The organism is Jeotgalibacillus proteolyticus (genome assembly GCF_050107735.1).
Taxonomy (GTDB): Bacteria; Bacillota; Bacilli; order Bacillales; family Jeotgalibacillaceae; genus Jeotgalibacillus; species Jeotgalibacillus proteolyticus_A.
Genome location: NZ_JBNILO010000003.1, coordinates 192,839 through 217,416, shown reverse-complemented (window position 1 = coordinate 217,416; position 24,578 = coordinate 192,839). Strand labels below are relative to the sequence as shown.

The 24,578-nt window shown below is 42.3% G+C and carries 21 protein-coding genes, 2 tRNA genes and 1 other annotated feature; of the genes, 20 read left to right on the top strand and 3 right to left on the bottom strand.

What is annotated here, in order from left to right:
* The first annotated feature begins 135 nt into the window (after positions 1–135).
* From rph to ACQCT8_RS06370, 4 genes are all read left to right on the top strand, one after another.
* Complete coding sequence (gene rph, locus ACQCT8_RS06385; protein WP_426869513.1) at positions 136–900, top strand: ribonuclease PH; 765 nt, start codon at positions 136–138, stop codon at positions 898–900.
* Positions 897–1,493, top strand: a complete 597-nt coding sequence (locus tag ACQCT8_RS06380; RefSeq protein WP_426869511.1) for an XTP/dITP diphosphatase — start codon at positions 897–899, stop codon at positions 1,491–1,493. Before rph ends, ACQCT8_RS06380 begins: the two co-directional genes overlap by 4 nt.
* Before the next feature lie 9 nt (positions 1,494–1,502).
* Positions 1,503–2,009, top strand: coding sequence for a metallophosphoesterase (locus ACQCT8_RS06375; RefSeq protein ID WP_426869509.1), 507 nt, complete (start codon positions 1,503–1,505; stop codon positions 2,007–2,009).
* Positions 2,010–2,115: 106 nt separating this feature from the next.
* Positions 2,116–2,189, top strand: a tRNA-Arg gene (locus ACQCT8_RS06370).
* Positions 2,190–2,997: 808 nt separating this feature from the next.
* Here the strand turns inward: ACQCT8_RS06370 and ACQCT8_RS06365 are convergent.
* Complete coding sequence (locus ACQCT8_RS06365; protein ID WP_426869507.1) at positions 2,998–3,222, bottom strand: helix-turn-helix domain-containing protein; 225 nt, start codon at positions 3,220–3,222, stop codon at positions 2,998–3,000.
* A gap of 1,034 nt (positions 3,223–4,256) precedes the next feature.
* Between ACQCT8_RS06365 and ACQCT8_RS06360 the strand changes: the two genes are divergently transcribed.
* A tRNA-Arg gene (locus ACQCT8_RS06360) sits at positions 4,257–4,330 on the top strand.
* Positions 4,331–4,394: 64 nt separating this feature from the next.
* On the opposite strand, the gene ACQCT8_RS06355 is transcribed toward ACQCT8_RS06360, so the two are convergent.
* Complete coding sequence (locus ACQCT8_RS06355; protein ID WP_426869505.1) at positions 4,395–5,528, bottom strand: CapA family protein; 1,134 nt, start codon at positions 5,526–5,528, stop codon at positions 4,395–4,397.
* 928 nt (positions 5,529–6,456) lie between these two features.
* On the opposite strand from ACQCT8_RS06355, the gene ACQCT8_RS06350 reads away from it, so the two are divergent.
* The 15 genes from ACQCT8_RS06350 (at position 6,457) to ACQCT8_RS06280 (ending at position 23,961) form a co-directional block, all read left to right on the top strand.
* On the top strand, positions 6,457–7,014 hold the full coding sequence (locus tag ACQCT8_RS06350) for a sigma-70 family RNA polymerase sigma factor (RefSeq protein ID WP_426869503.1): 558 nt from the start codon (positions 6,457–6,459) through the stop codon (positions 7,012–7,014).
* Between the two features lie 219 nt (positions 7,015–7,233).
* Entirely contained in the window at positions 7,234–7,527 is a 294-nt protein-coding gene (locus ACQCT8_RS06345) for a hypothetical protein (protein ID WP_426869501.1), read from the top strand.
* A 163-nt stretch (positions 7,528–7,690) separates the two neighbouring features.
* On the top strand, positions 7,691–8,662 hold the full coding sequence (locus ACQCT8_RS06340) for a hypothetical protein (protein WP_426869500.1): 972 nt from the start codon (positions 7,691–7,693) through the stop codon (positions 8,660–8,662).
* A gap of 153 nt (positions 8,663–8,815) precedes the next feature.
* Positions 8,816–10,108: a trigger factor gene (tig, locus tag ACQCT8_RS06335; protein ID WP_426869498.1), complete on the top strand. Its 1,293-nt coding sequence runs from the start codon at positions 8,816–8,818 to the stop codon at positions 10,106–10,108.
* A 269-nt stretch (positions 10,109–10,377) separates the two neighbouring features.
* On the top strand, positions 10,378–11,649 hold the full coding sequence (gene clpX, locus ACQCT8_RS06330) for an ATP-dependent protease ATP-binding subunit ClpX (protein ID WP_278239670.1): 1,272 nt from the start codon (positions 10,378–10,380) through the stop codon (positions 11,647–11,649).
* 197 nt (positions 11,650–11,846) lie between these two features.
* On the top strand, positions 11,847–14,171 hold the full coding sequence (lon, locus tag ACQCT8_RS06325) for an endopeptidase La (RefSeq protein WP_426869495.1): 2,325 nt from the start codon (positions 11,847–11,849) through the stop codon (positions 14,169–14,171).
* Positions 14,168–14,758: a ribosome biogenesis GTP-binding protein YihA/YsxC gene (gene yihA, locus ACQCT8_RS06320; protein ID WP_426869493.1), complete on the top strand. Its 591-nt coding sequence runs from the start codon at positions 14,168–14,170 to the stop codon at positions 14,756–14,758. The genes lon and yihA overlap by 4 nt, the downstream gene beginning before the upstream one ends.
* A 567-nt stretch (positions 14,759–15,325) precedes the next feature.
* Positions 15,326–16,681, top strand: a complete 1,356-nt coding sequence (gene hemA, locus ACQCT8_RS06315) for a glutamyl-tRNA reductase (protein ID WP_426869491.1) — start codon at positions 15,326–15,328, stop codon at positions 16,679–16,681.
* 14 nt (positions 16,682–16,695) lie between these two features.
* Positions 16,696–17,529 carry a cytochrome C assembly family protein gene (locus ACQCT8_RS06310; RefSeq protein ID WP_426869489.1) on the top strand — a complete coding sequence of 278 codons (834 nt, stop codon included), beginning with the start codon at positions 16,696–16,698 and terminating at the stop codon, positions 17,527–17,529.
* 128 nt (positions 17,530–17,657) lie between these two features.
* Positions 17,658–18,590 carry a hydroxymethylbilane synthase gene (hemC, locus tag ACQCT8_RS06305; protein ID WP_426869487.1) on the top strand — a complete coding sequence of 311 codons (933 nt, stop codon included), beginning with the start codon at positions 17,658–17,660 and terminating at the stop codon, positions 18,588–18,590.
* A gap of 1 nt (position 18,591) precedes the next feature.
* Positions 18,592–19,377 (top strand): uroporphyrinogen-III synthase, encoded by a 786-nt coding sequence (locus ACQCT8_RS06300; protein WP_426869485.1) that lies wholly within the window; start codon positions 18,592–18,594, stop codon positions 19,375–19,377.
* Positions 19,378–19,389: 12 nt separating this feature from the next.
* A complete protein-coding gene (hemB, locus tag ACQCT8_RS06295) occupies positions 19,390–20,367 on the top strand; it encodes a porphobilinogen synthase (protein ID WP_426869483.1) in 978 nt (325 codons plus the stop codon).
* A 19-nt stretch (positions 20,368–20,386) separates the two neighbouring features.
* On the top strand, positions 20,387–21,679 hold the full coding sequence (gene hemL / locus ACQCT8_RS06290; RefSeq protein WP_426869481.1) for a glutamate-1-semialdehyde 2,1-aminomutase: 1,293 nt from the start codon (positions 20,387–20,389) through the stop codon (positions 21,677–21,679).
* A 77-nt stretch (positions 21,680–21,756) separates the two neighbouring features.
* Positions 21,757–22,824, top strand: a complete 1,068-nt coding sequence (locus ACQCT8_RS06285; protein WP_426869479.1) for an AbrB family transcriptional regulator — start codon at positions 21,757–21,759, stop codon at positions 22,822–22,824.
* A gap of 105 nt (positions 22,825–22,929) precedes the next feature.
* Positions 22,930–23,961 carry a hypothetical protein gene (locus ACQCT8_RS06280; protein WP_426869477.1) on the top strand — a complete coding sequence of 344 codons (1,032 nt, stop codon included), beginning with the start codon at positions 22,930–22,932 and terminating at the stop codon, positions 23,959–23,961.
* Here ACQCT8_RS06280 and ACQCT8_RS06275 read toward each other — a convergent pair.
* Positions 23,958–24,149, bottom strand: a complete 192-nt coding sequence (locus ACQCT8_RS06275) for a hypothetical protein (RefSeq protein WP_278239659.1) — start codon at positions 24,147–24,149, stop codon at positions 23,958–23,960. The genes ACQCT8_RS06280 and ACQCT8_RS06275 overlap by 4 nt on opposite strands.
* 118 nt (positions 24,150–24,267) lie before the next feature.
* Positions 24,268–24,505 (top strand) — a binding site (T-box leader).
* The last annotated feature ends 73 nt before the right edge of the window (positions 24,506–24,578 follow it).

Here is a 24,578-nt window from a genome sequence, read left to right as displayed (position 1 = left end):
TTTTGTTTTCATAAAAGGTGATTATCAAAATCATGGTTCAGTAAAGGCAGACTTTGATATACTATGTAAGAATTAACGCCAAAGACTAGACCTGCATTGCATTTAAATCGTTTAGCTGGCAGAGGAGGACATGGAATGAGGATTGACGGGCGAAAAGAAAATGAACTTCGACCTATTACAATTGAAAAAAACTACTTAAAACATCCTGAGGGATCTGTATTAATCTCAGTTGGTGATACAAAGGTAATTTGCACAGCAAGTATTGAGGAACGTGTCCCTCCTTTTATGAGAGGACAGGGAAAAGGGTGGATCACGGCTGAATATGCCATGCTGCCGCGTGCTACCGGGCAAAGAACCATACGAGAATCTTCAAAAGGGAAAGTACAGGGCAGAACGATGGAGATTCAGCGTTTAATTGGAAGGGCACTCAGATCGGTTGTGAATCTCCCGGCCCTGGGAGAGCGGACCATCTGGATTGACTGTGATGTTATACAAGCTGATGGCGGAACAAGAACGGCCTCCATAACAGGTGCATTTGTAGCCATGACCTTAGCTGTTTCTAAGCTTGTGGAAGATAAAAAAATCAGCTCCTTTCCGATTACGGATTTTTTGGCGGCAACTTCAGTTGGCATTAGTGAAGAGCATGGTGTCATTCTGGATCTGAACTATTCAGAAGACAGCACTGCGAATGTCGACATGAATATGGTGATGACAGGGGCAGGAGAATTTGTTGAACTGCAGGGAACAGGTGAGGAATCCACTTTTTCACATGCACAGCTTTTAAGTATGCTTGAAGCAGCAGATCTTGGAATCCGGAAAATAATTGATGAACAGCAAAAGGCGCTTGGTTCTGCCGCGTCGTTCTTTTCATCAGGGAAATCAAAGGTTGATCCTGTATGAAAAAAGTGCTTATAGCAACAGCGAACAAAGGGAAAGCAAACGAATTTAAAAATCTTTTTGCGCCTCTTGGCTTTGAAGTAACGACATTGCTTGATTATCCTGAAATGGACGATATAGAAGAAACAGGTGAGACGTTTGAAGAAAATGCGATTTTAAAAGCTGAGGCAGCCTCCAGCCAGTTTAACGTCCTCGCTATTGCAGACGACAGCGGCTTATTAATTGATGCGTTAAATGGAGAACCGGGTGTTTACTCAGCCCGTTATGCAGGTAAAGAAAAGAATGACGAAGAAAATATAAAAAAAGTCCTTCAAAATCTCCAGGGCGTTCCTTTTCATGAAAGGACAGCGCGTTTTCATTGCACTCTTGCCATCAGTATTCCGGGCAAAGAAACGTTCACGGTAACTGGAGAATGTGAGGGCAGGATAACCAATGAAAAAATAGGAGAAGGCGGATTTGGATATGATCCGATATTTTGGATTGAAGATCAATCCCGCACTCTTGCTCAAATGTCAGGAGAAGAAAAAAGTGCAATCAGTCACAGGGGCAATGCACTGAAAAAGCTGAAAAGAATGCTGCCTAAAATTGTTAACTGAGGTGATTGGATGAAAATACTTGCAGTAAGCGATAATCATGGAGACAGAGAACGGATTGTGGAGCTTAAAAAACGCTATAAAGACAGCGTTGACGTCATGCTGCATTGCGGTGATTCGGAACTTCCTTTTGATTCGCCGGAAATGGAAGGGTTTGAAAGAGTCCGCGGAAATTGTGATATGGATTCAGCTTATCCGGATGAAAAAGTTGTAAAAGTAAAAGATGCTACGATATTCATCACCCACGGTCATTTATATGGCATCAAGCAGTCTCTGGATAAAATTCATTACAAAGCATCAGAAGAAGATGCAGAAATCACATTTTTCGGGCATTCACATTCCCTCGGAGCAGAAGTTATAGATCAGCGCCTGTATATCAATCCGGGAAGTATACAGCTTCCACGTGATCGCAAGGAGGCTTCATATGCCATCGTGGAAAAAAATGAAAAAGAGGTTACGGTTCATTTTTACGACGAAGGGCATAATGAACTTACCTCTTGGAACGGACAATTAGCTTGAAAAAAGTGGCGCGTAAAACATGCGCCTTCTTTTTTTTGAAAAAATCGTTGACTTTCATTTATTCTGCTACTATAATAATAATTGTCCTTAAAAAATACTACATACTGTCCCAGTAGCTCAGCTGGATAGAGCAACGCCCTTCTAAGGCGTCGGTCGGGAGTTCGAATCTCTCCTGGGACGCTAACGTTATGAATAGCGCTACGACACGTTTTGTTATCCGGTCAGTCAATCCGGTGACAATGCGATGACGTGGCGTTTTTTCGTGTGTCCGTAGGACTTAGCAGTTAGCATCCGTCGGACAACACCAATTGGAGGGCGAACATGACTAAAAGAAAAACATTTGCGGGGAAAGGCGACAGCCGACTATAAGAACTCGATGAACAATCACATATAAGAAGTAATCAAAGTAGGGCGTGAAATGGGTTGAGAAGAACGTATGGCACTCGTAGAAGAAATAACCGATGCTCACTAAACTCACAGATTTAATACTGTTCGAAGAGTTAAGCGATACAGACCCTGATAAAATGCTGACCAATGAGTGCCCAATCCTATCTGAACGTCAGAAGGAAGCAAGGTTAACCGGAAGAAGAAACAACCGAAGGAAGGACGGTATTGTAAGGACAGCAGTACCACTTGAGCACGGCCAGTTCGCTCCAACCTGTGGCGAGGACTATTCACCACATAGAAGAGCGTTCAATAACTCGTTCTAAAACAAAACGCCCCTGTCGGTTAGACGAAGGGCGCTTTTTTATTGCCGTTTTAAGTTGTATACTTGTCGCTCCAGTCGGTCGATCTTGTCAGCAAGGAAACCTATGTCTTCAATCCTATCGCTAGTTGACTGCTCGAATTGACCTCCGGCGCCTTTAACAGACTTTCTACGTTATCGAAACGTGAATCCATTCGTGCGCCCAGGTCGTCGATCTTATCGTTTAACGCTTTGTATTGCTCGGCGTTGGTGTTCCTTAGTTCCATAATTAATTCGATTAGTTTAGCTTCCATTTTGATCGTCCTCTCCTTCGTATATTGTGAATAACTCGCTCGGCGTAACTTTAAGCGCCAGGCACGACTTCTCGATTAGTTGGATAGGTATTATCGTTAGATCGTTGTTATGGAACTTTCGTACTGTTTCAAAGCGATAGTCCGCCTGACGCGAGAACTCACGGATTGACATTCTACGTAGTTCAAGTAACTGCTTAAGGTTTGACTTTATCATAGTTGCAACTCCTACTCCGTTACCTGTTGCTACGTATTTGTATAAGTCACGTGCTCCGGTATCTTTATAGCGAGGGGGTACTCGGCCGCCGTTGGTTTATCCGATTTACAATGATCTTCTTTTACTAAAAGAGTACCATAAACGTGCTTACCGTGGCAAAGATACCTTCGGTCCGGACTTAAAACTTGAGTCACTGTTTCCTTCGCATATCAAGATGAATTCGGCAAGGCAGAACGACTACCACGTCAAACTCGTAAAACTACGAACGTCTTGACTACCGAATAGCGAAGCTATTAGAACGGTCGAACGATAGCGTTGTAGCCGATGCGCGAGGACTATTCTATTGTTCATAAAGTCATAACCGACAATCAGACGGAACTTCTCCATAGTTAGGTTAAGCAAGGACTTTGCAGGACTCTATGTCTACAGCACGTTAAGGTTGTCTACTGTTACGTAATGTTCATACTCCTGGTTAGTGAACCACTTCCGACCGTGTATCGTTCGCTATTATTCGAGCGTGACCTGGAGGAGTTTGCTAACGCTTGGCATCGAGCAGTCTTCGCATGGAAACAAGGAAGGGTACGGAAGAAATTCAATGTTGGCGTTGTTGGTCTTTATAAACTCCTTCGGAGAGTCTACGGCTATGAAACCGCAAGAACAATCCGTTTGACGTAACGATAAGCATAATGGAAACATTCTCAAGCGTCGGTCGGGAGTTCGAATCTCTCCTGGGACGCTACATGTTTCGGTTCACAGCCAGGATATACCTTGGCTTAGAACGCGGAAATGATGCTATCACTCTGTGGTAGCATTTTTTATTTTCATATCTGCGCGACGTTTACCTGCTTATTTAATTGTAAATTCCACTACATTCTTCTATAATGTGTGGAGGAATTAATGTGGATCCCAATAAGCCTATGAGCGCATGAGAACTAAGTCTTTCTTCATTTACAATTTATTTTCTTTCTAACTAAACGTCAAACTGTCTTCCATATTCCGAAGCCTATTGATTGGCCGGTAAGGAACTGAAATATGTCCCAGTAGCTCAGCTGGATAGAGCAACGCCCTCCTAAGGCGTAGGTCGGGAGTTCAAATCTCTCCTGGGACGCTGAAAAACTGAAGAAAGCCTGCTGCATTTTCGTATGCAGCAGGCTTTTTGTGTTTATCTGAAACTAATTCAGCCATTGCATCACATGCTCGACCGTTTCTTCGTATGTTTCTCCTGCTATAGACGTTGCACCGGCTTCTTTCATGGGAACAGCAATATATTCTCCATTTTCACCTCTGATCACCTGTGTGGGCTCAATAAATAAGTTTGAAAGCTGAATGGTGGTTTGATCATCGGCAACTGTTTTCGTTACATCTAAAGTGGCTACACCACCTACATCCGTAAAATCAAAATTTTGACCGGAATAGAAATTTCCAAGTGAATAAAATACTGCCGTGTTGCTGCCATCGGGCTGCTGCAGGATGTCGATTGGCTGTAATACATGGGGATGGTGGCCGAAAATGATATCCACCTGCTCATCTGCCAAAACCTGCGCAAGGGAAGTTTGATAATTGTTTGGCAGCCTTTCGTACTCGTTGCCCCAGTGCATATGAACAACTAAAACATCGGCTTGATCGCGAAGAGCTTTTACTTCTGACCGTATCCGATCTTCTTCTATAAGCGCTACGGAATCTTCAAACCCTGCAGGAACAGGGATGCCGTTTGTGCTGAATGTATAGGAAAGGATGCCGAACGTGATGCCGTCGACATCGATCACACGATGATCTGCCCTGTCTTCAGCGTCTCGATAAGCTCCTGCATAAGGCAAACCGAGTTCATCGTATAAATCAAGTGCGCTCATTAAAGGGGGTATGCCGCGGTCTATTGTATGATTATTGGCGGCGATGATCATATCAACTCCGACATCTTTCAGTTCGATCACAATTTCCTGAGGGCTGTTAAATGAAGGGTAAGCTGATAACCCGAATTCTGTGCCCCCGGGAACAGATTCCTGATTAGCCATTAAAAAATCCGGCGCGGACACAAGCGGCTGAATGGCTTCTAATGATGGTCCGAAATCAAACACCCCCGGCTGTGTTTCCTGCATTTCATAAACCCGATCATGTAGGAGAACGTCGCCTATTGCTCCTATTTGAACTGTGGTTTCTGTGTTATGCCAGACAGGAGAAACCTCTTTAGATAAAAGCTCCACGGACCGTGCCGGCATGGATACAGTTGTTTGAATACTGTCTTCCTGACACGCGGAAAGAATGAAAAATGACACCAACCCCGTGAAAAATAGTTTTATATAACGCATATTTATCTCCCATTTCTCTAAATAATTACATTCATATTACCATAGCGGTAAGATAAATATCATAAATTTAAGTTAAAAAAATCCATATAATTGCTTTTATATATTCAAGTTAAGGTAATGATTTTTTTAAAAAGAGGTAAAATTGAAGAAATGACAGGAGTTTCGTAACTAAATAATTGGAATGAAATCCATTGAACGACAAAGATTTTGAATCTGTCATGGTAAGATGGGGGCGTACATATAGCAATTGGGCCAAAACAGCAGTAAATGAACTTATTTATTTCTTACATTTTAATTGTTCGCTATCGTAAAAAGAATTGAGCATTAATTAATTTACAGGGTAAATATGCTAATAAAATAATCTCTTTTTTTCCCATGTTAAAAATGAGCCCAATCTTATATTGTATATGGTTTTGTTTATATGTATTTCATTTACATTTGGTCAATGCGCCCATTAATACAGCCTTTTAAAAGGCTTTTTTCCCAATGTTTACTCGACATCTTTCGACTTAGGGATAAAAATCTGTGCGTTATAATGAAAGAACAAATGTACGGGCGGACAGTCATATCCTTTTTAAGATTGGTTTGAGGAGGGGATATGCCATTTAAACCAGCAGGAAATATGCAGCTGCATAAAAGTGCTAAGTATGCGCTGTTCTTGCGCTGGTGAATAACATTATTTACGGAGTTCAGAAGTGATATCCAGCGAGTAAAAGATCCATCAGGAATCAAAGAATATTTATACCCTTGCTGTGGAGTAAAATAGCGGCGTTCTTCTATTTCAGAAGGGCGTCGTTTTTATATAAATTTGTTTAAGACTTGTTTATTCCTTACTTAAAATCCTTTTGATAACAAATTATTAAAAAAATTCCGCATATTCATTTGAGAGAGGATATACAAATAAGAACCTACAAAGGAGATGATAAAAATGCTGGACGTTAAAAACTTAATAATGGAATATCAACTAACGGGCAGTGAGGAGTGCTTCAATGAACTTTATGCGGCGTATGCGCCTAAGGTGTTCAGGTATGCGCGAAAGCAATCGTTTCAGCGGAAGTTAATGTGGCAGGATGTGGAATCAGAAGCAAATCAAACATTTTATCAGGCAGTCAAAGTGTATGACACTCGTATAGGTGATTTTGAGCCATTCCTGTTTTTGATGCTCCGCCGCAGAATGATGAATATCAGCCAAAGAGAAAGCACTTACGACGCTAATATAAAGCGGCTTGCGGAATCGGGAAGTGAGCAGATCGAGGATACAATAGAGAATTCGGTCATAAAAAAAGAGCAGCGCCAACTGCTCGAGGATCTCATTGCGAACGCTACCGTATCAAGCCGCCAAGCTCTGATAGCATTCGCAAAGTCATATTCATTCCGCGAAGCCGCCAAGCAACTCGGAACAACTGATAAAACGGTTAAAAATCGAATCTTAAAAATTGCAGAAAAGCGCCAAAACCTTTGGCTGGCCGATTACTTAACCGCTTAATCGAGCATCGGATGACCGCCCGATGAAGAATGTGCAGCTGTAAAAAGAAACACATCCCATAATTCATTATACACAGCAGAGCCCAGTTTTAAACCGTTGATCTGGCAAAATAGTAAAACAATGCTTTGATCCTACAAACATATATTCGCAGGTTGCTTGAATGATAGATTGCTAATGAATGTACACTGCAGCAGCAAAATAATACCGGGGGTGCATGATATGAATGAGCAATTTCAAAATGAAGAGCTGAAAAAAATGTCAGAAGAAATTAGAAAGCTTGAAAACTGGATGGTGAGGCTCGACGAAAAACAGACGACCATTTTAAGGATTGAAAAGCTTGCAGATGAAGCCTATCAGATGGCAGATCAGGCGGAATGGAAAGCGAAGGAAGTTGCAAAAGACGGGCAGGTGAATACAAGAGATCTGCAGGCGCTGGAAACCCGATTTAAATGGTCCGTTGGTGTTGTTGCTCCGTTTTTTATGTGGGTTGTGGGAGAGATTTTTTCAAAATAAACGATTATTCAAGAAGTCTTTTTCAGCCGGTGAATCCTAGATCGGGTTTCCTTTATTCAACTGCCGTCATATGTTTTATACATTATGCACCTTTCCGTTTTGGTTTTTAGCAGTACTCATGCTAAACTCAAATCACTTACAATATCGGAAGGGTGTATGATCCGTGTCCAAACGTCCAGGTAAAAAGAAATTAAACGATCAAAAAGTTGTGCCTTTTCCGCAGCTAAAAGACAGGCTTATAGAAAAAGGTCTTGAGAAGCTGCAAGAGCAGCATCATGCAGAAGCTATACAGCTGCTCAAAGATGCCTATGCTTTGGATCAGGAGGATTCCGTCACCCTGACTTCTCTTGCGGTCGCTTTATATGAGGATCATAAATGGACAGAAGCAAAAGAGCTGTGCGGTAAAATGCTCCATGAAGGTATAGGAGACTATGAGGAAACCCTTGAGCTTTACATTATGAATCTATTTCAGCTGAGGGAGCATGACGAGATTGCAGAGACGATTCAGACGGTCCTCGATGAAGGCGTGCTTTCTTCAGAGCGAAGGGAGCGCTTTGAACATCTGCTGTCCATCAGCTATAAGCAGGACCAGCAGGATCAGCATGAAGAAAACTCCTTCCAATCTTTCAGCCTGCAAAAAGATCTTGAGCAGCAAATGGTACAGGTGGCAAACCTTTCAAAGCAGAACATTCACCCCATAAAAGAGTCTTTGATTGATGCCATACAACTAAAGCAAACACACCCTTTTATTAAAACCATGCTGCTGAATATTTTAAGAGAACAAGGAATACAGACAAGCATTCTTGTAGAGAAATGGGGAAGAAAACAAGAGGTGATCCCCTCTCATTTAAAAGAGCCGTTTGAATCAGAGCGATTCGAAGAAGTGCTGACGCGGATTCAAAATGAAGCGGGTCATGAAGATCCAAATCTTGTTGAATTGGCAGTCGATTTAATGAGAAGACATCTTTTTCTACTTTATCCGTATACGTGGGCAGAGCAGGATCCGTCTATTATTGCCAAGGCATACTTGCATTTAGGTGAAAGGTATATGGGACTTGAGATGGAATGGAATGAACACGAAACGAACGGAATCGCAGATGAGATTGAAACATTAGAAATGGTTCCCATTATATGAACTGATGCATAGCTGTTGAAAGAGTGTTATCCTATGTTATAATACAATGGTTGCATAATGGGGCTTGTGATGCCAAAAAGCACAAAGTCAACGTATCACCGCTGAAAAAGCGTGACCATTAAATTACTATAGATGTGTTGGAGGGAATTAAGTATGTCAGCAAAATGGGAAAAACAAGAAGGAAATGTTGGAGTATTAACTGTAGAAGTTAATGCTGAAACTGTAAACAAAGGATTAGATGATGCATTTAAAAAGGTCGTTAAGCAAATTAATGTACCTGGTTTCCGTAAAGGAAAAATGCCGCGTCAGATGTTTGAAAAACGTTTCGGTGTGGAATCTCTCTATCAGGACGCACTTGACCTGATTCTTCCTGAAGCCTACGCAAATGCTGTAGATGAAGCTGGCATTCAGCCGGTTGACCGTCCAGAAATTGATGTAGAGCAAATGGAAAAAGGCAAAGTGCTTATTTTCACTGCGAAAGTCATTGTGAAGCCTGAAGTTAAATTAGGTGAATACAAAGGACTTGAAGTGGAAAAAATGGAAACAGAAGTAACAGAAGACGATGTTGCAGCTGAATTGAAGACTCTTCAGGAGCGCCAAGCAGAGCTTGTTGTAAAAGAAGAAGGAACAATTGAAAATGGCGACACTGTTACACTTGATTTTGAAGGGTTTGTTGATGGAGAAGCGTTTGAAGGCGGCCAGGCGGAAAACTATTCTCTTGAAATTGGTTCAGGCTCATTTATTCCTGGTTTTGAAGAGCAGCTTGTTGGTCTTTCTGCCGGAGAAGAAAAAGATGTCGAAGTTTCTTTCCCTGAAGAATACCATGCTGAAGAACTTGCCGGGAAACCTGCAGTATTCAAAGTAAAGGTTCACGAAATTAAAGCTAAAGAGCTTCCAGCTCTTGACGATGAGTTTGCAAAAGAAACAGACGACGAAGAAGTGGAAACACTTGATCAGCTTAAAGAAAAAACAAGAGCCCGTTTAGAAGAAGAAAAGAAAAACACTTCTGAAGCAGCTCTTCGCGATTCTTTATTGGAGCAGGCATCTCAAAATGCAGAAATTGATGTTCCAGAAGCAATGATTACAACTGAAGTTGACCGTATGCTCCAGGAATTTGAGCAGCGCCTGTCTTCTCAAGGCATGAACCTTGAACTTTACTTCCAGTTCAGCGGTCAGGACGAAGAAGCTCTTCGCGGTCAAATGAAAGAAGATGCAGCGAAACGTGTTCGCACAAACCTTACTCTTGAAGCCATTGCAGAAGCTGAAAACATCACAGTAACAGAAGAAGATGTTGAAAACGAATTAAGCAAAATGACTGAGCAGTTTGGTATGTCAGTTGAGCAGATCAAAACAGCTCTTGGCGGATCTACAGAAGTGCTTGAAAATGATCTTAAAATGCAAAAAGCGATTGATTTTCTTGTTGACAACAGTCAAACAGTTGCATAATTTCAAGTAAGGTAATAATATATATAGAAATGCAGGGCGCGAAGGTATTCGTGCCTTGTTTTCTACATACATATCAATTTTACATAGTCCTATGGACAAAGCACGCATCTGCATATTGTACAGTTCATGATATTTCCGTCTCATTAACCGCTGTGTTACAATTTTAATATAAGCTGTTTTTGCATGAAGGTGTACAGAAGAAGAGCATAATACTTGTCATAAATGTGCATCACAAGTATGATATGAGTTTGAAATAAGGGGTGAACGTAATGTTTAAATTTAATGATGAAAAAGGACAGCTTAAATGTTCTTTTTGTGGAAAAACGCAGGAGCAGGTTCGTAAATTAGTTGCGGGTCCGGGCGTATATATTTGTGACGAATGTATCGAGCTTTGCACAGAAATCGTAGAAGAAGAGCTGGGTACAGAAGAAGAAGTGGAGTTTAAGGATGTTCCTAAACCGAAGGAAATCCTGGGCATACTTGATGAGTACGTGATTGGTCAGGAAAGAGCAAAAAAATCTCTTTCTGTAGCCGTATACAATCATTATAAACGGATTAATTCAAACAGCAAAGTGGATGATGTGGAGCTTTCGAAAAGTAATATTTGTTTGATTGGACCTACTGGTTCAGGTAAAACGCTTTTGGCGCAGACATTAGCCCGCATTTTAAATGTACCGTTTGCTATTGCAGATGCCACGTCTCTGACTGAGGCCGGCTATGTAGGGGAAGATGTTGAAAATATTTTGCTCAAGCTGATACAATCGGCTGATTACGATGTAGAGCGTGCTGAAAAAGGGATTATTTACATTGATGAAATTGATAAAGTAGCCCGTAAATCTGAAAATCCATCCATTACACGCGACGTTTCAGGTGAAGGGGTGCAGCAGGCACTGCTTAAAATTCTTGAAGGAACAACAGCAAGTGTTCCGCCTCAAGGCGGACGCAAGCATCCTCATCAGGAATTTATCCAGATTGATACAACCAATATCCTCTTCATTTGTGGAGGAGCATTCGACGGAGTGGACCAGATCGTAAAACGGCGTCTTGGTCAAAAAGTCATCGGTTTTGGATCAGATCCAAACAAAGGCGATGTGAAAGAAAGAGAACTTCTCGCAAAGCTTGTACCTGAGGACCTATTGAAGTTCGGATTAATTCCGGAATTTATCGGCCGTCTTCCTGTCACAGCTACTCTTGAACAGCTTGATGAAGAAGCGCTGGTTTCTATTTTGACACAGCCTAAAAATGCTTTAGTGAAGCAGTATCAAAAAATGCTTGAGCTTGACGATGTAGAGCTTGAATTTGAAGAAGGTGCACTTCTTGAGATTTCCCGAAATGCCATTGAGCGCAAGACAGGGGCTCGGGGACTTCGCTCCATTATTGAAAATATCATGCTTGATGTCATGTTCGATCTGCCTTCCCGTGAAGATATAAAAAAATGTATCATCACCCAGGAAACGGTTGAACGCAACGAACGTCCTATACTTGTTCTTGAAGACGGAACAAAAATCGGCCCAAGTGATGAACAAAAAACTTCTGCTTAAAATTGAAGGAATAAAGAGGCTGACTCGTTAGACCCACTATCGAGTCAGTTTTTTTTGCCATTATAAGCATGATCATGGATGCTGACCCCTAGAAAAGGGTACAGTAACTACATCATTTAATTTAGTTTTAACAAGTCAACAAATGTACCTGGCATGAAAAACGGGTCAGGTCTTACAATAACGGAGGTGCAGTTTTGATGTCAGAAAAGAACAACCATACCGTACCGCTGCTTCCCCTGAGAGGATTGTTGGTTTACCCGACAATGGTCCTGCATTTGGATGTAGGCAGGGAACGGTCTGTTCAGGCTCTTGAAAAAGCAATGATGGATGATCACTTAATTTTTCTTTCCACTCAAAAAGATATGACGGTAGATCAGCCCGAACAGACAGACCTTTATTCTATGGGAACACTAACGAAGGTAAAGCAGATGCTAAAGCTGCCAAACGGTACGATCCGAGTGCTCGTAGAAGGGTTGGAACGTGCGAAGATTACTTCATTTCTTGATGAATCGAGCCACTACACAGTAGAAGTGGAAACGGTTCCGGATTCTCCTGATAAAACAGCTGAACTGGAAGCACTAATGAGAACGCTGACCGATTACTTTGAACAATACATCAATTTATCGAAAAAGGTTTCCACAGAAACGTTAAATACTGTGACCGATATAGAAGAACCGGGAAGACTTGCAGATATCATTGCTTCTCATCTTCCGTTAAAGCTGAAGCTGAAACAGGAGCTTCTCAATACAACAGATATTAAAAAAAGAATTACACGTGTAATTGAAACCATTAATAATGAAAAAGAAGTGCTGAGCCTTGAGAAAAAAATAGGTCAGCGCGTTAAAAAATCAATGGAACGCACTCAAAAAGAATATTATCTGCGTGAACAGATGAAAGCGATCCAGAAAGAATTGGGAGATAAAGACGGAAAATCAGGTGAAGTAGCAGATTTGGCAGAAAAAATAAAGAAAGCCGAAATGCCTGAAAATGTATTGAAGATAGCAATGAAGGAGCTCGACCGGTATGAAAAAATCCCGGCTACTTCTGCGGAAAGTTCGGTTATTCGAAATTACATTGACTGGCTAATACAGGTCCCGTGGACAAAATCAACCTCAGATGATCTGGACATTAAACGGGCTGAAGAAATTTTAAACCGCGACCATTTTGGACTTGAAAAAGTGAAAGAACGGGTTTTAGAATATTTGGCAGTTCAGCAGCTAACAAAGTCTCTTAAAGGTCCGATTCTTTGTCTGGCAGGTCCTCCTGGAGTTGGTAAAACCAGTCTGGCGCGCTCCATTGCAGAATCAATTGGCCGCAAGTTTGTTCGTGTATCACTTGGAGGAGTGCGTGATGAGTCAGAGATCAGAGGACACCGCAGAACATACGTAGGGGCAATGCCGGGACGCATCATTCAAGGAATGAAAAAAGCAACTACCGTAAATCCTGTGTTTCTGCTGGATGAAATTGATAAAATGTCTAATGATTTCAGGGGAGACCCCTCTTCAGCCATGCTTGAGGTGCTTGATCCTGAACAAAATAATTCATTCTCCGACCACTATATTGAAGAGCCTTACGATCTTTCGAAAGTGTTGTTTATTGCAACAGCAAATAATCTTTCGACCATCCCAGGTCCGTTAAGAGACCGGATGGAGATCATTAATATTGCCGGCTACACGGAACAGGAAAAGGTCAATATTGCTAAAGACCATCTGCTTCCTAAGCAGTTAAAGGAGCATGGTTTAACAAAAAGCAAGCTTCAGCTTCGTGACGATGCAGTACAGGAAATTGTTCGGTATCACACTCGGGAAGCCGGAGTCCGCGGCTTAGAGCGCCAGCTTGCCACCATCAGCAGGAAAACAGCCAAAATAATTGTCAGTGGAGACAAAAAACGGGTTGTCGTTACTTCAAACAGTCTCGCTGATTTTCTCGGCAAACGAAAGTTCCGTTACGGGCAGGCAGAGACAGAGGATCAAATCGGAGTTGCAACTGGGCTCGCTTATACAACAGTCGGAGGAGACACGCTGCAAATTGAAGTGTCCTTATCGCCTGGAAAAGGAAAGCTCGTCCTGACAGGAAAACTTGGCGATGTCATGAAAGAATCAGCACAAACGGCCTTTTCATTTGTGCGCTCCAAGGCCAGAGAATTAAATCTTGAAGAACAATTTCATGAAAAATATGATATTCACATCCATGTACCAGAAGGCGCTGTGCCAAAAGATGGTCCTTCTGCCGGGATCACGATCGTAACAGCATTGGTATCTGCTTTAACCAATCGGCCGATACGAAGAGAAATCGGTATGACGGGCGAAGTTACACTTAGAGGAAGAGTTCTTCCGATCGGCGGATTAAAAGAAAAATCCCTGAGTGCCCATCGCGCAGGATTAACGACCATCATTATCCCGAAAGATAATGAGCGGGATATTGATGATATTCCGGAAAGCATACGAAATGAATTAACCTTCATCCTCGTTTCACATGTGGACGAAGTACTTGAACGGGCTTTAGCAGGTGATGGAAAATGAAAATAACTAAATCAGAGATCGTTATTAGTGCAGTTAAACCAGAACAGTACCCCGAGGGCGGACTTCCAGAGTTCGCTCTTGCCGGGCGTTCGAATGTTGGAAAATCCTCATTTATTAATAAGATGATCAACCGGAAATCCCTGGCAAGAATATCGTCAAAGCCGGGAAAAACCCAAACGCTGAATTTCTATTTGCTTAATGAATTGCTTTATTTTGTTGATGTACCTGGCTATGGCTATGCAAAGGTATCAAAAACAGAGCGTGCAGCCTGGGGAAAAATGATTGAGACTTATATGACTGACCGCCAGCCGTTAAAAGCAGTGGTTCTGATCGTTGATTTACGGCATCCTCCAACCAAGGATGATGTTATGATGTATGACTTTTTAAAGCATTTTGATATTCCATGTCTGATTGTCGCAACGAAAGCTGATAAAATTCCTAAAGGAAAATGGCAAAAACATATGAGTGTGACCAGACGTGAATTGCAGATTGAAGATGGAGACGAGTTAATTATGTTTTCATCTGAAACGGGAGTAGGCAAAGAAGAAGCCTGGAAGTTTATTACGAAACAAATGAGTGATTCATAATATATCAGAAATATAGCTATGAAATATAACATGGCTGAGGTGTATGGGGCGAAAGGTGACAGCTCCTGCAGGATATGACAGTTGATTGAGACTTTTAAAAGGCAGTGCCTTGAAAAAGATCAGCTGCTACTCTGCGGGAAGCGTTCGCCGGAAGCACAGCGAACCGTTTAATGAGGCTGAGACATGATTATTGTCCAGCCTCTTTTTTAACCATTTTCAGAAAATCCGTTCCAAGCTGATTATTTTAATAATAACGAATGATCACCTGTCAGAAAAAATACATAAGTTGAGGTTTAATGATTTCTCCCTAGGCAATAATAGCTATACGAGGCAAGGTTTTGGAAATTGAGCCGATCAGTTGAAACAATCTTTACACTTTGGTAGTCTATAAAAGAGATAACTGTCACATAATGGTGCGATGCAGGAAATATTCCTGTGCATTATGTGAAAACGTGACCACCTGTGTCGAAAGTGGTTTCAAGGGATGTTCACATTTGAAACAATGGCACAGATTTTGACGTGTTATAATGGTAGTAATGATTAAATGGTGGGGGTGTCATTCAAAACATGCACATTATAGTGGTAGGGTTGAATTACAAAACGGCCCCTGTTGAGATAAGAGAGCGTCTTTCTTTTCAGGAAGCGGATCTTCAGCATGCAATGGAGTCTCTGCAGACTAAAAAAAGCATTCTGGAAAACGTGATTGTATCTACGTGCAACCGTACAGAAATCTACGCAGTCGTGGATCAGCTTCATACAGGTCGTTATTATATAAAAGATTTTTTAGCAAATTGGTTCGGTATAAGTAAGGAAGAATTCAGTCCTTATTTATTTATATATGAAAAAGATGGTGCAATGGAGCACTTGTTTAAAGTGAGCTGCGGTCTGGATTCAATGATCGTCGGAGAAACACAGATTCTTGGTCAGGTTCGCAAAAGCTTTTTCACTGCCCAGCAGGTCGGTGCTACAGGGACAGTTTTTAATGAATTGTTTAAGCAGTCCATCACACTTGCCAAAAAAGCTCACTCTGAAACGGATATTGCGTCAAACGCAGTTTCTGTTTCCTATGCTGCGGTTGAGCTGGCAAAGAAAATTTTTGGTGACTTAAATAAAAAGCATGTGCTGATTCTTGGAGCAGGAAAAATGGGTGAACTGGCTATTCAAAATCTGCAAGGCAGTGGTGCAACTAAGATCACCGTCATTAACCGGACTTTTGAAAAAGCACAGACGCTGGCAGCTAAGTTCGATGGACAGGCTAAAGAAATGCGTGAATTGCAGTGCGCACTGATGGAAGCTGATATTTTAATTACTTCCACCGGCTCAAAAGAGGCGCTGATTGATAAAGAAGCGATGACATACGTAGAACGGATGCGAAAAGGTCGTCCGTTTTTCATGGTGGACATTGCAGTTCCGCGGGATCTTGATCCTGCAATCAACGAGCTTGATAATGTATTTCTGTACGATATAGATGATTTAGAAGGAATCGTTCAGGCGAATCTTGCAGAGCGAAAGCAAGCTGCTGAAGCGATTGAAATCATGGTGGAAGAAACGATTGTGAATTTTAAGGAATGGCTTAATATGCTTGGTGTTGTGCCGGTTATATCTGCACTGCGTGAGAAAGCGCTGGAAGTTCAGGCTGAAACCATGCAAAGCATTGAGCGGAAGATGCCAAGCTTAACCGAGCGGGAACGTAAAATCCTGAACAAGCATACAAAAAGTATTATTAATCAGCTGTTAAAGGATCCGATTTTACAAGCGAAGGAGCTGGCAGCTTTACCGGATGGAGATGAAAAACTGGAGCTTTTCATGAAGATTTTTAACCTGGAAGAACAGGTGAAAGGCTCCCTCCATACTTCTGATGCAAAAGCAAAAGAATCAGACTGGTTGGCAAAGCCTGAACCGCAGCTTTCCTTGCAGCCCTGAGCGGGGGATTACAGATGTTTGAATTGTCAATGACTCGTCTCCATGAGGTAATGATTATCCTTTATTCAGTAAGTGTCCTGCTCTATTTTATGGATTTTCTACAAAAGAACCAGAAGGCAAACCGTTTTGCCTTCTGGCTTTTAGCAGTTGTTTGGGTACTTCAAACCATTTTTTTAATTTTATATATGATTAGAACAGGAAGAGTCCCTGTTCTTACCCTTTTTGAAGGGATTTATTTTTATGCGTGGGTGTTGGTTACACTGTCATTAGCGATTAATCGCCTGATGCGTGTAGACTTCACCGTTTTTTTTGTCAATGTAATCGGTTTTATTTTTATGGCTATTCACACATTTGCCCCTATACAGGCTTCAACCAATGCTGCTGCAGAAAGACTGATGTCAGAGCTGCTGCTCATTCACATCACGATCGCATTATTATCATATGGGGCATTTTCTCTCTCTGTTGTTTTTTCCATTCTCTATCTCTTGCAATATCGGATGCTGAAACAAAAGAAGTGGGGACAGAAGCTTCAGAGAATCACAGATTTATCAAGGCTTGAAAAAGGATCCTTTATTCTGAACGTCATTGGTTTCCCAATGCTGCTGCTCAGCTTGATTTTGGGTGTTCAGTGGGCAATCATCACGCTTCCCTATATGATTTGGTACGACGTTAAAATCGTTGGTTCCTTCTTCTTACTGGCTATATACGGGGTATTCTTGTATGTAAAGGTAGGAAAGGGTTTATCAGGAAAAACATTGGCAATGCTGAATATAGCAGCGTTTCTATGCCTTTTGATCAATTTCCTGCTCGGAGGCAGATGGTCTTCTTTTCATTTTTGGTACTCATAATGCCAAACATCTGTAAATGAATGATTAGCTGCGCTGCCTGTAATGAGGCACGGCAGGAAAGAAGTAAAGGAACAGGCAGTAAAGGGCAAGTGCATCACCGCCCCTGTACATAGGAGGAATTAAGCAGAATGCGAAAAATTATTGTAGGTTCAAGAAGAAGCAAACTGGCAATGACTCAAACTAATTGGGTTATAGATCAATTAAAAGCGCTGGATCCATCCACTGATTTTGAGATAAAAGAAATTGTAACAAAAGGGGATCAGATTCAAAACGTCATGCTGTCAAAAGTAGGGGGAAAAGGTCTGTTTGTTAAGGAAATCGAGCAGGCGATGCTGGATGGAGAAATTGATATGGCGGTCCACAGTATGAAGGATATGCCGGCTGAACTTCCTGAAGGGCTTGTGATCGGGAGTATACCGGATCGCGAGGACCCACGGGACGCATTAATTTCAACTGGCGGCCAGACTCTTTCTCAGCTGCCGGCCGGTTCAATTATTGGAACCAGCAGTTTAAGAAGAAGTGCTCAAATTCTCATGAATCGTCCGGATTTGAAAATCCAATGGATCAGAGGAAATATCGACACGCGGCTTAATAAGCTGAAAACAGAAAATTTTGATGCCATTATACTCGCCGCTGCCGGCCTTTCAAGAATGGGCTGGTCCGCTGATATTGTAACAGAATTTTTAGAGCCGTCTGTGTGCCTTCCAGCTATCGGGCAGGGTGCCTTGTCAATTGAGTGCCGTGAAAACGATGCTGAACTGCGGCTGCTCCTTGATCAATTTACGAATCCTGAAACAGAATCGACTGTCGTAGCTGAACGCGCTTTTCTACATAAAATGGAAGGCGGCTGTCAAGTTCCCATAGCGGGCTACGCGACTCTTCAGGATGATATGATTTCCTTGACTGCACTGGTTGCCTCTCCGGATGGAAAAACGGTTTATAAAGAAGTGGTCACCGGCAAAGATCCAATGGCAATCGGTCATGAAGCAGCAGCTATTTTAACGAAGCAAGGTGCGAAGGATCTGATTGATCAGGTGAAAGCTGAACAAGAAGGACAATAAAATGAAAAGCTCATTAAACGGGAAGACAATATTGCTTACCAGGCCCTATCACTCCGCCCTGGAGGATCATGAACTGGCAGCTGAACGGCAGGGTCGTTCAATAATTGTCCCGATGATTGAGACACAAGCAATCGAATACGATGATAAAAATGAAATTATTCGAAAACTCCCTTTATATTCATGGATAGTATTGACCAGCAGAAACAGTGCTGTATATGCCATTAAATGGCTTCAGAAGCAAAACAATGACTGGTTGAAATCAATTAAAATTGCAGTCATCGGAGAGAAAACAGCGAAGTACGTAAAAAGCCAGGGGTATGCTATTGCTTTTTGTCCAAAAAGCTTCCGGGCGGCAGATTTTATTAAGGAATTCCCTTATGACCGGGCAGCGAAAGGGCGCGTCCTGTTTCCGCAGGGAAATCTGGCCCGCCCCACGATCTTAAATGCGTTCCAGCAGCGCAAAATTCCATGTGATAAATGGGTCCTTTATAAAACCATTCAACCGGAGAAAAGCAGAAATAAATTATTGACAGCTTTTAAACAAAAAGACTTCTCGGTTATTACATTTGCCAGTCCTTCTGCTGTCCGGAATTTTGTCGGGATCGTCAAGGAAGATGAACGTCTTTATGAAGCCTTAAAGCAAGGAAAATGGATCATTGCCAGCATAGGGCCGACAACAACAGAGGAATTAGCAAGATTTAAACTGCCGGTTCACGTTGAACCCGGGGTATATACAATGGAAGCGATGATAGAAGCCATCGCTGCGTATATAAATAAGGGAGTTTAGGAGGAAGTAGAAATGAAAGAGATACAATTCGATCGGCACAGACGTCTTCGCACGTCAGAATCACTAAGGTCCATGGTGCGGGAAACCTGGCTTCGTAAAGAAGATTTAATTTATCCTTTATTTGTTGTAGAAGGTGATAATATTCATAACGAAGTTTCTTCAATGCCTGGCGTGTATCACATTTCTTTGGACGGGGTCGTAAAAGAAATGACAGAGCTTGTTCAATTGGGCATAAAATCAATTATTCTTTTTGGTGTACCGAAAGAAAAAGATCCCCTTGGCGGACAGGCTTACCATGATCATGGAATTGTGCAGGAGGCTACCCGTTTGATTAAAAGCGAGTTTCCTGAATTAGTCGTTATTGCTGATACCTGCCTGTGTCAATACACAGATCACGGTCACTGCGGAATTATCGAAAACGGTTCAGTACTAAATGACCCCACTCTTGATTTATTGGCCCGGACAGCTGTCAGCCAAGCAAAAGCGGGTGCAGATATCATTGCCCCATCCAATATGATGGACGGCTTTGTGGCAGCGATCCGCAGCGGTCTCGATGATGCAGGTTTTGAAGATGTTCCAATCATGAGCTACGCAGTTAAATATTCTTCTAGCTTTTACGGTCCTTTTCGGGACGCTGCTCACAGTTCTCCCCAGTTTGGCGACCGCAAGACCTATCAAATGGATCCTGCTAACCGCCTCGAGGCTCTGCGCGAAGCAGAAAGCGATGTAAACGAAGGAGCGGACTTTTTGATTGTAAAGCCTGCCTTATCCTATCTTGATATAATGAGAGATGTAAAAGACCGTTTTCCGCTTCCTGTAGTTGCTTACAATGTAAGTGGTGAATATTCGATGATAAAGGCAGCTGCACAAAACGGCTGGGTAAATGAAAAAGAAATCGTCATGGAAAAACTTACGAGCATGAAACGAGCGGGAGCAGATTTGATTATTACGTATCATGCAAAAGATGCTGCAGCCTGGCTGTCAAACTAATCGATATGGAGGGATGAATATGCCAAATTACAACCGTTCGAAAGAGGCATTTACTGAAGCAGAAACACTTATGCCGGGTGGCGTCAACAGCCCTGTCCGCGCATTTAAATCTGTAAACATGGATCCCATTTTCATGGAAAAAGGAAAAGGCTCGAAGATTTATGATATCGATGGCAATGAATACATTGATTATGTCCTGTCCTGGGGACCGTTAATACTGGGCCATGCTCAAGACAGGGTCGTTTCTGCTATTCAGGAAATCGCAGCTGGAGGGACAAGCTTTGGTGCACCAACGACGCTTGAAAATAAGCTGGCGAAACTGGTCATTGACCGGGTTCCTTCTATAGAAAAAGTCCGTATGGTTTCTTCAGGCACCGAAGCTACGATGAGTGCTCTCCGGCTGGCGCGCGGGTTTACAGGCCGCGATAAAATTGTGAAATTTGAAGGCTGCTATCACGGGCATGGAGACAGTCTGCTGATTAAAGCAGGATCCGGTGTGGCGACGCTTGGTCTTCCAGACAGCCCCGGTGTCCCAAAAAGTATTGCGCAAAATACGATCACAGTTCCTTATAATGATTTGGAATCAATTCAATATGTATTTAATGAATTCGGGTCCGAGATTGCAGCTGTCATCGTTGAGCCGGTTGCAGGAAATATGGGAGTAGTCCCTCCTGTTGAGGGATTTCTTGAAAAGCTTAGAGAGATAACAACAGAGTACGAGTCACTTCTGATATTTGATGAAGTCATGACCGGATTTCGGGTAGGCTATCATTGTGCACAGGGACATCTTGGGGTTACCCCTGATCTGACGTGCCTTGGCAAAGTAATTGGAGGCGGTCTTCCTGTTGGTGCCTTTGGGGGACGTAAGGACATTATGGATCAAATAGCACCAACAGGTCCGATCTATCAGGCTGGAACGTTATCAGGAAATCCTCTTGCCATGACAGCAGGATTCGAAACCTTATCACAGCTGACCCCTGAATCCTATGACTATTTTATTGAGCTCGGTGATCTTCTTGAAGAGGGGTTCACTGCTTTAGCTGCTGAATATTCGATCCCGCACACCGTCAATCGTGCGGGCTCCATGCTGGGCTTTTTCTTTACAAATGAAAAAGTAACTAATTTTGATCAAGCTAAATCAGCAGATTTACAACTATTCGCAGAATTTTACCGTCACATGGCTGACAATGGTGTTTTTCTGCCTCCCTCTCAATTCGAGGGGTGGTTTTTATCCACTGCCCACACAAAAGAGGATGTAGAAAAAACACTTCAGGCAGTAGAGGCTTCATTTAAAGCTATTTCAACAAGATGATTCTTTTGCCGGTCCAGGGTTTAGCAGCCTGAGACCGGTTTTTTGTTATACTTTAAAGCAGGAAGAAGGTGGAGAGTATGGCAAATTCTAAATGGAAGTGGCTTTTCTTAACTGCTTTATTTTCCACTGGAATGGGCTTCGTTTTTTACGCAGGTGGAATATTTCTTCCGTGGTTATTAGGACCATTGATCATTATGATGATCCTGCGCAATGTGACGGACTGGCCATTTTACTGGCCAAGCTGGTTAAGAAATACAGGCCTTTTAATTGTTGGAGTTCAGATGGGCACCTCCTTTACTTCACAAGCGCTAATGACTATGGTGCTTTATTTGCCTCTTATGCTGGTTTTAACACTACTGATCACAGGATTTACGGCTGTTTCGGCACTCACACTTTCAAAAAATACAGAATATCCTTATCAGACCGCATTACTTGGAAGTTTTCCGGGAGGGCTGTCCCAGATGGTGCTGCTTAGTGAAGAAGTAAAGGGTGCACAGCCTTCAGCGGTCGCTTTAATGCAAACCATCCGCATACTGCTCGTCATAACAGTGGTTCCATTTTTAGTTACATTCTTTTTCCCCGCTGCACAAGGAGAGACAACCGGATCTGTACAGCCCCTGATCACCAGCCTGCCATTCCTGTGGTTATTCCTGCTTGCTGCATCAGTGCTGGCTGTCTTAAAAGGAATGCAGAAAGTACATTTTCCCATTCCATTTATGCTCGCGCCGCTGCTTTGTGTAGTGGCTTACAACGTACTCACATCCTCCCCGTTTGCTCTTCCTGAGACCATTGTTGCAGCTGCCCAGATTCTGCTTGGGGCTCATCTTGGGCTTCAGATGGAGGGAGTGAGAGGATTATTATCGATAAAGCCGCTGGTAATTGTTGTAGGGATTAATTTGGCGTTAATTTTGTTTTGCATAGGACTGTCCTTTGCATTAAACGCTGTTTTTTCGTTTCCGCTGATTGATCTGTTTTTAAGCGCTGCACCTGGAGGAGTCGCAGAAATGGCGATAACCGCTTATTCTGTTGGAGCAGATGTTTCAACAGTGACGAGCTTTCACTTGTTCAGGATCTTTTTTATTTTATTTGCTGCTGCACCCGCTACAGTTTTCCTGCTGAAGAGGTCTTTAAAAAGAGCGGGATAAGAATGTATCTGCCCTTTCCTACGAGTATTCCGTCATATTCTTTTTGATATTTGCATATAAAGCAAGAGTAGGAGTTTTGCAAATGGAGAAATGAGGGAGGAAACGATGAAGAAAAATCACATGCCCCTATCGCTGAATGAATCAATTGTTCTTGATGGAGAAATCGGCTTAAAAGAAATTCGTTCGCTTTCTTTTGAACCGAGTGTTTCAATTACTGAGCATGCTGACCATATTCTGATTGAAGGATCGCTTTATTTGGCTGGAGAAGGTATCGCAAGTACGCAGTCGGGCTATGATGAACATAAGTACAGAGGCTATGACCGCATTCAGGTTATCAATCAACCGCAGGACGAGCAGCTTGAGTTTGAACACTACTTTCCTATAACGGTAGCGGTATCTTCTTCTCGTGTCTCTAATATTCATTTATTGGATGTTTATATTGAGCATATCGATTATGAATTAAAGGACGAACGCCTTTTGTCCATCCAGGCTGATATTGTTGTGGATGGGGTATCACAGCAGAGTGAAACGGTCCAACCTGCTGCCTACGAGACGCAAGAAGAAACTGAAGAGGGGACCGAATCGCTCGAAGAAGATCGGGAGGAAGTGCATGAACTGCCTATCAGGCTTTTGCCTAATCCGCTGAACGAATGGAATGGCCAGCTGCCGCAGGAGGAGCAGGTAGAGTTTGACCTTGATGATCAAGCAAGCTCGGTGAAGAAGAATGACCCGAGTGAAATCGAGCCGTTCATCTCATCTGAAAATATGGTTATACCGGAGAATGAAGTAAGAGCGACCCCAGCTGCAGAGTCACTCTATGCACCTTATAATGAGGATTATACATCTACTGACTATTATAATGGGGTTGAAACTGAAGAAGTGGTTGATTCTGCAAGTGAAACTGAAACTGATAGTGAAGAGAATTCTTCAGAGCGCAGTGATGATCAGGCTTTAATGAGTTTTGTATCTTTGCTCGAAGAAGAAATGACCACAATCAGAATTCATATTGCCCAGCAGGATGAAACGCCTGAAATGGTTGCTGAGCGCTATGGTGTTTCTATGATTCAACTGATGAAGAGCAATCAATTTGAGTCCAGGGCGCCATTTGAAAAAGGCAAGCTCGTGTGGATCCCTTAAATCCATTCAAAATAAAGAACGCAGGCAATCCCGATTAAGATTCCGAGAAGAAGTACGTCAAAAGTAGTTGGAAGCAGAATAAGCCGCACGGTCTGGAAACAGCAAAAGGGAATAATCAGCGCCTGACAGCTCGTGCGGCATTTTTTCCACCAGGGAGGCATGGGCTTTGGAAACATTCTTTTAGCCATTTTGTTTCTTCCTTTCCATATATCAACATCTGATAGTATATGCGAGACTGAAAAATTGGACATTCTTCATCAAAATATTGACGTACATGTCCAACATCCGCTACTATAGAAATACATACTAAAAGCGTTGATTGGGAAGAGTACACGATCATTCGTTCTTCAGAGAAGAAATTCATTTGCTGAGAGAATTTCCAGAATCGAATCCGTGGAAGTCCCCCATGAGCTGCTTAAATGAACAGGAATGCATCCTAATTAGTTTATAGCCGGTTAAACACCGTTAACGGAATTGAGTGCACAAATGATTGTTATTTTGTGTAAAAAGGTGGTACCGCGAATTCGCTCCTTTCGTCCTTTTACAGGCGAGAGGAGTTTTTTTGTTTTTTTACTTATTGTATTTAACAATTATGAGGGAATCCCTGAAAGTGCATT